Annotated in this window: 10 protein-coding genes and 1 pseudogene; 6 read left to right on the top strand and 5 right to left on the bottom strand. The window is 38.3% G+C overall.

Translation table 11 applies throughout. The features are described 5' to 3' along the window. Positions 1-116 precede the first annotated feature (116 nt). The 6 genes and pseudogenes from rpsL to KGI96_RS09060 all read left to right on the top strand — a co-directional run. Positions 117-491 carry a 30S ribosomal protein S12 gene (gene rpsL / locus KGI96_RS09085; RefSeq protein WP_115316225.1) on the top strand — a complete coding sequence of 125 codons (375 nt, stop codon included), beginning with the start codon at positions 117-119 and terminating at the stop codon, positions 489-491. 108 nt (positions 492-599) lie between these two features. Beyond that, entirely contained in the window at positions 600-1,070 is a 471-nt protein-coding gene (gene rpsG, locus KGI96_RS09080) for a 30S ribosomal protein S7 (protein ID WP_211599171.1), read from the top strand. 94 nt (positions 1,071-1,164) lie between these two features. After that, complete coding sequence (gene fusA / locus KGI96_RS09075) at positions 1,165-3,273, top strand: elongation factor G (RefSeq protein WP_211599170.1); 2,109 nt, start codon at positions 1,165-1,167, stop codon at positions 3,271-3,273. 62 nt (positions 3,274-3,335) lie between these two features. Then, positions 3,336-4,520, top strand: a complete 1,185-nt coding sequence (gene tuf, locus KGI96_RS09070; RefSeq protein ID WP_213156447.1) for an elongation factor Tu — start codon at positions 3,336-3,338, stop codon at positions 4,518-4,520. Positions 4,521-4,672: 152 nt separating this feature from the next. Beyond that, positions 4,673-6,118: a metalloprotease TldD gene (gene tldD / locus KGI96_RS09065; protein ID WP_211599394.1), complete on the top strand. Its 1,446-nt coding sequence runs from the start codon at positions 4,673-4,675 to the stop codon at positions 6,116-6,118. Between the two features lie 93 nt (positions 6,119-6,211). After that, a pseudogene (locus tag KGI96_RS09060) lies at positions 6,212-6,988 on the top strand (virulence RhuM family protein/type II toxin-antitoxin system death-on-curing family toxin); the annotation flags it as partial. A gap of 26 nt (positions 6,989-7,014) precedes the next feature. Here the strand turns inward: KGI96_RS09060 and KGI96_RS09055 are convergent. From KGI96_RS09055 to atpA, 5 genes are all read right to left on the bottom strand, one after another. Beyond that, positions 7,015-7,497, bottom strand: a complete 483-nt coding sequence (locus KGI96_RS09055; RefSeq protein WP_211599395.1) for a chorismate--pyruvate lyase family protein — start codon at positions 7,495-7,497, stop codon at positions 7,015-7,017. Between the two features lie 103 nt (positions 7,498-7,600). Then, positions 7,601-8,020, bottom strand: a complete 420-nt coding sequence (locus KGI96_RS09050; RefSeq protein ID WP_211599396.1) for a F0F1 ATP synthase subunit epsilon — start codon at positions 8,018-8,020, stop codon at positions 7,601-7,603. 37 nt (positions 8,021-8,057) lie between these two features. Beyond that, positions 8,058-9,434 (bottom strand): F0F1 ATP synthase subunit beta, encoded by a 1,377-nt coding sequence (atpD, locus tag KGI96_RS09045; protein ID WP_211599397.1) that lies wholly within the window; start codon positions 9,432-9,434, stop codon positions 8,058-8,060. 17 nt (positions 9,435-9,451) lie between these two features. Continuing rightward, on the bottom strand, positions 9,452-10,318 hold the full coding sequence (gene atpG, locus KGI96_RS09040) for a F0F1 ATP synthase subunit gamma (RefSeq protein ID WP_211599398.1): 867 nt from the start codon (positions 10,316-10,318) through the stop codon (positions 9,452-9,454). Between the two features lie 24 nt (positions 10,319-10,342). Further along, on the bottom strand, positions 10,343-11,884 hold the full coding sequence (atpA, locus tag KGI96_RS09035; RefSeq protein WP_211599399.1) for a F0F1 ATP synthase subunit alpha: 1,542 nt from the start codon (positions 11,882-11,884) through the stop codon (positions 10,343-10,345). Positions 11,885-11,892 lie beyond the last annotated feature (8 nt).

Below are 11,892 nucleotides of genomic sequence, written 5' to 3'. Positions count from 1 at the left end.
TCTCGCATTTATTAGAATTTCTTGACAATTGAGCAATACAGCAATAGAATTACACGTCCTTTTCTCGTAAGAAAAGGATTTTTAATTAATATTTAATTTTAAACTGGAGTTTTTTAATGGCAACTATCAACCAATTAGTACGCAAACCGCGTGTGAAAAAGGTTGTAAAAAGCACCGTTCCTGCGTTAGAGGCTTGCCCGCAGAAACGTGGCGTGTGTACACGCGTGTACACAACTACACCTAAAAAACCGAATTCAGCATTACGTAAAGTATGTCGTATTCGTTTAACAAATGGTTACGAAGTAACTTCTTATATCGGTGGTGAAGGTCATAACCTTCAAGAACATAGTGTTGTTCTTATCCGTGGTGGTCGTGTTAAAGACTTACCAGGTGTGCGTTACCACACCGTACGTGGAGCACTTGACTGTGCTGGCGTAAAAGATCGTAAACAAGCGCGTTCTAAATACGGCGTTAAACGTCCTAAATCTTAATGGTTCTCCGTTAAGTAAGGCCAAACGTTAATTTAGTTATTTATATTTATACGAAACTCCAGTCAAAAGAGTTTTGGATATCCTGAAGATTTATACGGAGAATTTACAATGCCACGTCGTCGTGTTATTGGTCAACGCAAGATCCTACCAGATCCTAAGTTCGGATCAGAATTACTTGCGAAATTTATTAATGTTCTAATGGTGGATGGTAAAAAATCTATCGCAGAATCAATTGTTTATGGTGCTTTAGAAACACTTGCTCAACGTACGGGTAAAGATCCATTAGAAGCATTTGAAGAAGCACTTGAAAATGTTCGTCCAACGGTTGAGGTTAAATCCCGTCGTGTGGGTGGTTCAACTTACCAAGTGCCAGTTGAAGTTCGTCCAGTGCGTCGTAATGCATTAGCAATGCGCTGGATTGTAGATGCTGCACGTAAGCGTGGAGACAAATCTATGGCATTACGTTTAGCTAACGAACTTTCTGATGCAACAGAAAATAAAGGTACATCGGTGAAAAAACGTGAAGACGTTCACCGTATGGCTGAAGCGAATAAAGCGTTTGCACATTACCGCTGGTAATAGATAAATCGTTTTATTTTTAGGCTTCATCACATACATTATTATGCGATGAAGCCTTGTTCTATAAAAAATTTTAAAATAGTTAGGAAATAGTATGGCTCGTACAACCCCGATTGAAAGATATCGTAATATCGGTATTAGTGCTCACATTGATGCTGGTAAAACAACAACAACTGAGCGTATCTTATTCTATACAGGTCTTAGTCATAAAATCGGTGAGGTGCACGATGGTGCAGCTACGATGGACTGGATGGAACAAGAACAAGAGCGTGGAATCACAATCACATCAGCAGCGACAACCACCTTCTGGCAAGGTATGTCTCAACAATACGATCAACATCGTATTAACATCATCGATACTCCTGGACACGTTGACTTTACTATCGAAGTAGAACGTTCAATGCGTGTTCTTGATGGTGCGGTAATGGTTTACTGTGCGGTTGGTGGTGTTCAACCACAATCAGAAACAGTATGGCGTCAAGCAAACAAATATAAGGTACCTCGTATTGCATTTGTAAATAAAATGGATAGAACGGGTGCTAACTTCCTACGTGTTGTTGAACAAATTAAAACACGTTTAGGCGGAGAAGCTATAACACTTCAACTTCCTATTGGTGCTGAAGAAAACTTCAAGGGTGTGGTTGATTTAGTTAAAATGAAAGCAATCAACTGGAATGAAGAAGATATGGGTATGACATTTACCTATGATGATATTCCAGCAGAAATGCTTGAACAGTGTGAAGAGTGGCGTGGTAAATTAGTTGAAGCTGCTGCAGAATCATCTGATGAGTTAATGGATAAATACTTTGGTGGTGAAGAATTAACGGAAGAAGAAATCAAAACAGGATTACGTAAACGTGTTCTTGCAAATGAGATTATTCTTGTGACTTGTGGTTCAGCATTCAAAAATAAAGGTGTTCAAGCAATGCTTGATGCAGTTATTGATTATTTACCAGCTCCAACCGAAGTTCCAGCAATTAAAGGTATTAACCTTGATGAAACAGAAGGTGAGCGTAATGCAGATGATAACGAACCTTTTGCTGCATTAGCATTCAAAATTGCAACAGACCCATTCGTAGGTAACTTAACTTTCTTCCGTGTATATTCTGGTGTGGTTAACGCTGGTGATACAGTAATGAACTCTGTACGTCAAAAACGTGAGCGTTTTGGTCGTATCGTACAGATGCATTCAAACAAGCGTGAAGAAATCAAAGAAGTTCGTGCTGGCGACATCGCTGCAGCAATCGGCTTAAAAGATGTGACTACAGGTGACACGCTTTGTGATCTTAATAAACCAATTATTCTTGAGCGTATGGAATTCCCAGAACCAGTAATTTCTGTTGCTGTTGAACCAAAAACCAAAGCCGACCAAGAAAAAATGGGTCTAGCATTGGGTCGTTTAGCACAAGAAGATCCTTCGTTCCGAGTTCACACTGATGAAGAGTCTGGTGAAACCATCATTTCAGGTATGGGTGAATTGCACTTAGATATCATCGTTGACCGTATGCGTCGTGAATTTAAAGTTGAAGCGAACGTTGGTAAACCACAAGTATCTTACCGTGAAACAATCCGTACACGAGTTAATGATGTTGAAGGTAAACACGCAAAACAATCTGGTGGTCGTGGTCAATATGGTCACGTAGTGATCGACTTATATCCATTAGAAGCAGTGGAAGATGGCCCAGGTTACGAGTTTATCAATGAAATCAAAGGTGGGGTAATTCCAAGTGAATATATTCCTGCAGTTGATAAAGGTATCCAAGAACAGCTTAAATCTGGTCCATTAGCGGGTTACCCAGTAGTTGATATCGGTGTTCGTTTACACTTCGGTTCATACCATGATGTGGATTCATCTGAATTAGCATTTAAATTAGCTGCATCATTAGCATTTAAATCAGCATTTGGTAAAGCAGAGCCTATACTACTTGAACCATTAATGAAAGTTGAAGTAGAAACTCCAGAAGAGTATATGGGTGATGTAATTGGTGACTTAAACCGCCGTCGTGGTTTAGTTGAAGGTATGGATGATACTGGTCTTGGTAAAACAGTTCGTGCACAAGTTCCATTATCTGAAATGTTCGGATATGCAACGGATCTTCGTTCACAAACACAAGGTCGTGCATCATACTCAATGGAACCATTGAAATACGCAGAAGCACCAAGAAATATTGCAGAAGCAATTATTGAAGCTCGTAAGAAGTAATTTTATAAACCGATCTATAACACATCAAGTGTTATAGATCCTTTTTCTAGGAAAATTGACAAATGTCTAAACAAAAATTTGAACGTACTAAGCCACACGTAAATGTGGGTACAATCGGTCACGTTGACCACGGTAAAACAACGTTAACTGCTGCAATCACAACTGTTTTAGCTAAAAAAACAGGTGGTGAAGCACGTAATTTCGCACAAATTGATAATGCGCCAGAAGAAAAAGCGCGTGGTATCACTATCAATACTTCACACGTTGAGTATGATACAGAAACTCGTCACTATGCACACGTTGACTGTCCAGGACACGCGGACTATGTGAAAAATATGATCACTGGTGCTGCACAAATGGACGGCGCTATCTTAGTAGTTGCTGCAACTGATGGTCCAATGCCACAAACACGTGAGCACATCCTTTTAGGTCGCCAAGTAGGTGTTCCATACATCATCGTATTCTTAAACAAATGTGATATGGTTGATGATGAAGAATTATTAGAATTAGTTGAAATGGAAGTACGTGAACTTCTTTCTGACTATGATTTCCCTGGTGATGACACGCCAATCGTACGTGGTTCTGCGTTAAAAGCGTTAGAAGGCGAAGCAGAATGGGAAGAAAAAATCCTTGAATTAGCAGACCATTTAGATAGCTACATTCCAGAGCCAGAACGTGCAATTGACCAACCATTCCTATTACCAATTGAAGATGTATTCTCAATTTCAGGTCGTGGTACAGTAGTAACTGGTCGTGTTGAGCGTGGTATCGTTCGTACTGGTGATGAAGTAGAAATCGTTGGTATCAAAGATACAACAAGAACAGTTGTAACGGGTGTTGAAATGTTCCGTAAATTACTAGACGAAGGTCGTGCTGGTGAGAACGTAGGTGCATTATTACGTGGTACAAAACGTGAAGAAATCGAACGTGGTCAAGTACTTGCTAAACCAGGTTCAATCACGCCACACACAGACTTCACATCAGAAGTTTATGTATTAAGTAAAGATGAAGGTGGACGTCATACGCCATTCTTTAAAGGTTACCGTCCACAGTTCTATTTCCGTACAACTGATGTAACTGGTACTATCGAATTACCAGAAGGCGTAGAAATGGTAATGCCAGGTGATAACATTCAAATGGTAGTAAGCCTAATTCACCCAATTGCAATGGACGAAGGTTTACGCTTCGCTATCCGTGAAGGTGGACGTACAGTAGGTGCGGGTGTTGTTGCTAAAATTGTTAAATAATTAGATTTATTTAAAGTAGTAAAATGCGAAAGGAAGGCGTATCGGAAGATACGCCTTTTTGTATTTATATTTCTAGGTTTGAGGCGATATGATCTTAAGATAAATTTGCAAAAATCTGTTAAAATCGTACCGCTTAATAATAAGGAATAAAAATGTTAAATACCGTATCTCAACGTTTACTTGCTCCAAGTGGGTTAGAATTATCAAAATTACATAATATCTTAGATATGTTCTCAACGCGTCAGATTGATTATGGGGATCTCTTTTTCCAACTTAGTATGGACGAAAGCTGGTCGTTAGAAGACAGTATTATCAAAGAAGGGGGATTTTATATTGATCGAGGCGTGGGTGTGCGAGCTGTTGCAGGGGAAAAAACAGGCTTTGCTTATACTGACCAAATCAATTTTAATCAGCTAGAACAATGTGCTAATGCCGCAAGAAGTATTACCAATGAAAGTGGGCATTTAAAGATTCAATCGTTTAAACAAACCAATGCGATTATTCGTTATCCTTCTATTAATCCACTTGAAACGATGAGCCGTGAGCAAAAAGTTGAGTTATTGCATTTAGTTGATAAAACCGCACGAGCTGAAGATCCTCGTGTTATTCAAGTGAATGCAGGGCTTTCTTCGTTATATGAAGAAATGTTAATTACAGCCACAGATGGCACAGTTGCCGCTGATATTCGCCCTTTAGTTCGTTTATCTATTTCTGTTCTAGTTGAACAAAATGGTAAACGAGAAAGAGGTGGCACGGGTGCAGGTGGACGATTCTCACTCAATTATTTTTTAGAACCCAATTCACAAGGTGAAGTAAGAGCCATTTATATGGCAAAAGAAGCTGTTCGCCAAGCATTAGTAAACTTAAATGCGATTACAGCACCTGCTGGTGTTATGCCAATTATTTTAGGGGCAGGTTGGCCGGGTATTTTATTACACGAGGCAGTGGGTCACGGTTTAGAAGGGGATTTCAACCGCAAAAAATCCTCGCTTTTCACGGGTAAAATTGGACAAATGGTGACTTCACCTCTTTGTACTATTGTGGATGATGGCACTATCGCAGATAAACGAGGCTCATTAACTGTTGATGATGAAGGCGTTCCTTCACAACGTAATGTGTTAATTGAAAAAGGCATTTTAAAAGGCTATATGCAAGATAAACTCAATGCTCGTTTAATGGGTGTTGATCCAACAGGTAATGGACGACGTGAGTCTTATGCACACTTACCTCTGCCACGAATGACTAACACCTATTTAACAGAAGGGAACAGTAGCTTTGATGAGATGATTGCCTCTGTGGATAAAGGTTTATACGCCCCTCATTTTAGTGGTGGTCAAGTGGATATTACCTCAGGAAAATTTGTGTTCTCTACTTCTGAAGCCTATTTAATTGAAAATGGTAAAATTACCAAACCAGTGACAGGGGCAACGCTAATTGGTAGTGGTATTGAAGCAATGCAACAGGTTTCAATGGTTGGTAAAACGATGGAATTAGATCAAGGTGTTGGAACCTGTGGAAAAGAAGGACAAAGTGTCCCTGTCGGTGTGGGTCAACCAACGGTTAAATTAGATAAAATTACTGTTGGAGGGCGTGGATAGCGATACGATCTTTGTGAAAATTTGCAAAAATAATAGAGGTAAGTAGATGCAAAGTGATTTACTGATTTACAAAGATGATAATGGCAATGTCGCATAGATGTGCGTTTAGAAGATGAAACTGTTTGGCTATCACAAGCTCAAATGGCGGAATTGTTTGGTAAAGGAAGAACTACTATTATTGAACATATTCGTAATATCTTCAGAGAGGGTGAATTAGTTGAAGAAATGGTGTGTCGGAAATTCCGACATACCAGTAAACACGGAGCTATTAAAGGAAAAACACAAAAAAGTGAGGTTCTTTATTATAATCTTGATGTGATTATTTCTGTTGGTTATCGAGTAAAATTCCAGCAAGGTACACAATTTCGTATTTGGGCAACCTCTTGATTAAAAGATTATTTGATTAAGGGTTATGCGATTAATCAACAGCGTTTACTACAAAATAGTCAAGAATTACAACAAGCCCTTACACTTATTCAAAAAACAGCAAATTCATCTGAATTAACTGTAGAGAGTGGTAGAGGTTTGGTTGATATTGTTAGTCGTTATACGCAAACTTTTTTGTGGCTACAACAGTATGATGAAGGATTATTGACTGAACCTAAAACTCAACTAGGTGGAGAATTGCCAAATGTTGAACAGGCTCGTATAGGATTAAGTGAGTTAAAACAACAATTGATATCTCGAGGCGAAGCATCAGAATTATTTGGACGTGAGCGAGATAATGGGTTAAGTGCAATTCTAGGTAACCTTAGTCAAAGTATTTTTGGCGAGCCTGCTTACCCAAGTATTGAAGAAAAAGCCGCTCATTTACTCTATTTTATCGTTAAGAATCACCCATTTTCAGATGGCAACAAGCGTAGTGGAGCAAAAGTAGCTTCTATGCAATGAAATATCTAATTTATTGGAAAAGTAAAATTCTCTAAAAATAACTCTGTGATTTCTAACGGATAGCCTTTCAGAAGTAATGTTGAACGGCGAGCATATAATTCAGTCTCAGGATCTTGTGTCCATTCTAAGTGGGTACGCTCAGGATTTTGGGGAAATAACCATAAGCCAATGGATTTGTTACCTAAAGTTAAAATATCGTGAGCAACATTATTAATGGTTGCTTGTGGTAAGGTTGTACGAGCAAAAATAATTTCCGTGTTATCTCCCATTAATAAAATATCACGTTGCCAGATCGGGATATCGAAATTGGTATCAGATACCCATTTTTGAGAAATTACTTTTACGGTGATATTGGTATAGTATTGCTGTAATTTGAGTGTGAGAGAATTTTGATATAATAACCAGTCTTTGTGTTTTTTTGATAATAAATGTTTACTATTTTCCCCAAAATAAAGATTGGAAAGTATATTTTGATAATTATTATTCATTATTTTATTATAATAAGCGGTATGATTTTATAAGAAATTTACAAAAATAGACACCTTATCGCAGTTAATTATTTTTTCACTTAGATAAGGTGTGGATAATTTTTTAACGTTTATTCATCAATTGAGAATGAGTAATTTCATAAACGCGTAATTTTGCGATTTCTCGTGCAAGTTTTGCTGCAAGATCTGCATTATTTGTTTTAGTAAGATTTTCTTCTGCTTGGCGTTTGGCCTCCAGAATACGTTGCCGATCTAGTTCTTCTCCTCGAATTGCTATATCAGCCAGTACTGTTACTATATTTGGTTGTACTTCTAAAAATCCACCAGAAACATAAATTGCATCCTCACTACCATCAGCAAGCGTATATTTCACCATTCCCGGTTGAATTGCTGTGAGTAAGGGGGTATGCCCTGCATAAACCCCTAATTCGCCATCAATTCCTGAAACACGAACACTTGTAATTTTGCCAGAGAAAATTTTACTTTCTGCACTTACGACAGTCAGTTCAAATTCAGTCGCCATATCTTGTTCTCCTTATGCCCTATGGTTTAGGGAACAATTACATTTTTTGTGCTTTTTCAATAACATCATCAATTGAACCAGCCATATAGAATGCTTGTTCAGGTATGTCATCATATTCACCATTTAAGATACCTTTAAAACCACGAATAGTTTCTTTTAAAGATACATACTTACCTGGAGTACTATTAAATACTTCAGCAACGAAGAATGGTTGTGATAAGAAACGTTCAACTTTACGTGCTCGAGATACCACGAGTTTATCTTCTTCAGATAATTCATCCATACCAAGAATGGCAATAATGTCTTTTAACTCTTTGTAACGTTGTAATATTCCTTGAACACCACGTGCGGTATCATAATGTTCTTGACCCACAACCAATGGATCTAATTGACGTGAAGTTGAATCTAAAGGATCAATCGCAGGATAAATACCTAAAGATGCAATTTGACGGCTTAGTACCACAGTTGAGTCTAAGTGAGCAAAGGTCGTCGCTGGTGATGGGTCAGTTAAGTCATCGGCTGGTACATATACCGCTTGGATTGACGTAATTGATCCTGTTTTAGTTGAAGTAATACGCTCTTGTAATACACCCATTTCTTCAGCCAATGTTGGTTGATAACCTACTGCTGATGGCATACGACCTAAAAGAGCTGAAACCTCGGTTCCTGCAAGAGTATAACGATAAATATTATCGACAAAGAATAATACATCTCGTCCTTCTTCACGGAATTTTTCGGCCATTGTTAAACCCGTTAATGCAACACGTAAGCGGTTACCTGGTGGTTCATTCATTTGACCATAAACCAGTGATACTTTGTCTAATACATTAGAGTCTTTCATTTCATGGTAGAAATCGTTACCTTCACGGGTACGTTCTCCTACCCCTGCAAATACAGAATAACCAGAATGCTCAATTGCAATATTACGGATTAACTCCATCATATTTACAGTTTTACCTACACCAGCACCACCGAATAAACCAACTTTCCCCCCTTTTGCGAAAGGGCAGATTAAGTCGATTACTTTGATACCTGTTTCAAGTAATTCTGTACTATTTGCTTGATCTTCATAACTTGGTGCTTCACGGTGAATAGACCAACGTTCTTCTTCTCCGATCTCACCTTTTTCATCAATAGGATCACCTAATACATTCATAATACGACCCAAAGTCTTCGTTCCTACTGGAACTTGAATTGGGTTATTTGTATTTACTGCCTCTAAGCCACGTTTTAAACCATCAGATGTACCTAATGCAATACAACGTACTACACCACCGCCTAATTGTTGTTGAACTTCAAGGGTCAAACCTGCTGACTCAACTTTTAAGGCATCATACACTTTTGGTACTGAATTTTGTGGAAACTCAACATCGATTACTGCGCCGATGATTTGGACTATTTTTCCAGTTGCCATTACCGTTCCTCTTTTATTTAAATTGCAGCAGCGCCTGCCACAATTTCATTTAACTCATTTGTAATGCTTGTTTGACGAGCTTTGTTATACACTAATTGTAAATCATCAATTAGTGAACCAGCATTATCTGTTGCTGCTTTCATTGCTACCATTCGAGCTGCTTGTTCAGAAGCTAGATTATCCACTATTGCTTGGTAAACTTGGGACTCAAGATAACGTACTAATAATGAATCTAGTAATACCTCTGGATTTGGTTCATAAATGTAATCCCATAATCCATTGTTATTTAGATCATCGTTATCGAGCTTTGGCAATGGAAGTAATTGTTCAATTGTAGGCTCTTGAGTCATCGTATTTACAAAACGGTTAAATGCAATATAAACTGCATCAATTTCGCCGTTACGATATGCTTCAATCATTGTATTGACTGAGCCAACAACTTGTTCCATTTGTGGATTATCGCCTAAGCCTGTAACTTGACTTGTTACTTTTAACCCTGTTGGTTTAAAGAACGCTACAGACTTTGAACCCACCAAACCAAGTTCAACACTAACGTTTTTGTCTTTCCACGCTTTTAACTTGCCTAAAGTAGCTTTAAACAAGTTGATGTTAAGACCGCCACACAAACCACGATCTGTAGAAATAACTAAATACCCTACATTTTTTACATCACGTTGAACCAAAAACGGGTGCTTATAACCAATGCTTCCTTTCGCAATATGGCTGATCACCTTACGTATCATTTCTGAATACGGGCGTGATGCAGACATACGCTCTTGCGTTTTACGCATTTTAGAGGTAGCAACCATTTCCATCGCTTTAGTGATCTTTTGGGTATTTTGAACACTTGCAATTTTGGTTCTTATCTCTTTAGCACCTGCCATTTTTATTCTCCGCTAAAGGTTAACTTACCACGAACTGTTCTTTTTGAAACTCTCAACAATTTCAGTTAATTGATCTTTGATTGAATCATTATAATCGCCTGATTTTGTTAAATCTTTCATAAAGTCGGCATAATTGTTTTCTGCATACTCTAAAAGACTAGTTTCAAATGAACCGATACGTTCAAGTTCTACATCATCAAGATAACCAAACTCAGCAGTAAATAATACCACCGCAAGCTGTGCAACAGACATTGGTGCATATTGTTTTTGTTTCAATAATTCAGTTACTTTTTGACCGTGTGAAAGCTGTTTACGTGTTGCTTCATCAAGATCTGAGGCAAATTGTGCAAAGGCTGCTAGTTCACGATACTGTGCAAGTGCGGTACGAATACCACCTGATAATTTTTTCACTACTTTTGTTTGTGCGGCACTACCTACACGAGAAACCGAGATACCTGGGTTTACCGCTGGGCGAATTCCCGCATTAAATAAACTTGATTCTAAGAAAATTTGACCATCTGTAATAGAGATTACATTAGTAGGTACAAACGCAGAAACATCACCTGCTTGAGTTTCAATAATTGGCAATGCAGTTAATGAACCTGTTTTACCTTTAACTTCGCCGTTGGTGAATTTTTCTACGTAATCAGTATTTACTCGAGAAGCACGTTCTAATAAACGTGAATGTAAATAGAATACGTCACCCGGGAATGCTTCACGACCTGGTGGACGACGAAGAAGTAGTGATACTTGACGATAAGCCACGGCTTGTTTTGATAAATCATCATAAATGATCAATGCATCTTCACCACGATCACGGAAATATTCACCCATTGTACAACCAGCATAAGGTGCTAGATATTGTAATGCAGCTGATTCTGATGCACTTGCTACAACCACAATGGTATTGTGTAGTGCATTATGTTCTTCTAATTTATGTACTACGTTAGCTACAGTTGATGCTTTTTGACCAATTGCAACATAGACACATTTAATACCTGAATCACGTTGGTTAATGATAGCATCAATTGCTAGTGCTGTTTTACCAGTTTGACGGTCACCGATAATCAATTCACGTTGACCACGACCAATTGGTACCATTGAATCGACAGCTTTATAACCAGTTTGAACAGGTTGATCAACGGATTGACGTTCAATTACCCCTGGAGCAATGACTTCAATAGGAGAAAAACCATCATTCTCTATTTCCCCTTTACCATCGATAGGTTGACCCAATGTATTTACAACACGACCAAGTAACCCTCGACCAACAGGTACTTCTAAGATACGACCAGTACATTTTACTGTCATACCTTCGGCTAAGTCTGCGTAAGGTCCCATTACTACCGCACCCACTGAATCTCTTTCTAAGTTCAATGCGATTGCATAACGATTGCCAGGTAATTCAATCATTTCGCCTTGCATTACATCAGCAAGACCATGAATTTTGATAATACCATCACTTACTGAAACGATTGTACCTGTACTTTGAGCTTCACTAACCACTTCAAATTTGGCAATTCGTTTTTTAATTAACTCACTAATTTCTGTTGAATTTAGTTGCATATTTTATT

Source organism: Phocoenobacter atlanticus subsp. cyclopteri (assembly GCF_018343795.1).
Lineage (GTDB): Bacteria > Pseudomonadota > Gammaproteobacteria > Enterobacterales > Pasteurellaceae > Phocoenobacter > Phocoenobacter atlanticus.
This window is presented reverse-complemented; position numbering and strand designations above follow the sequence as displayed.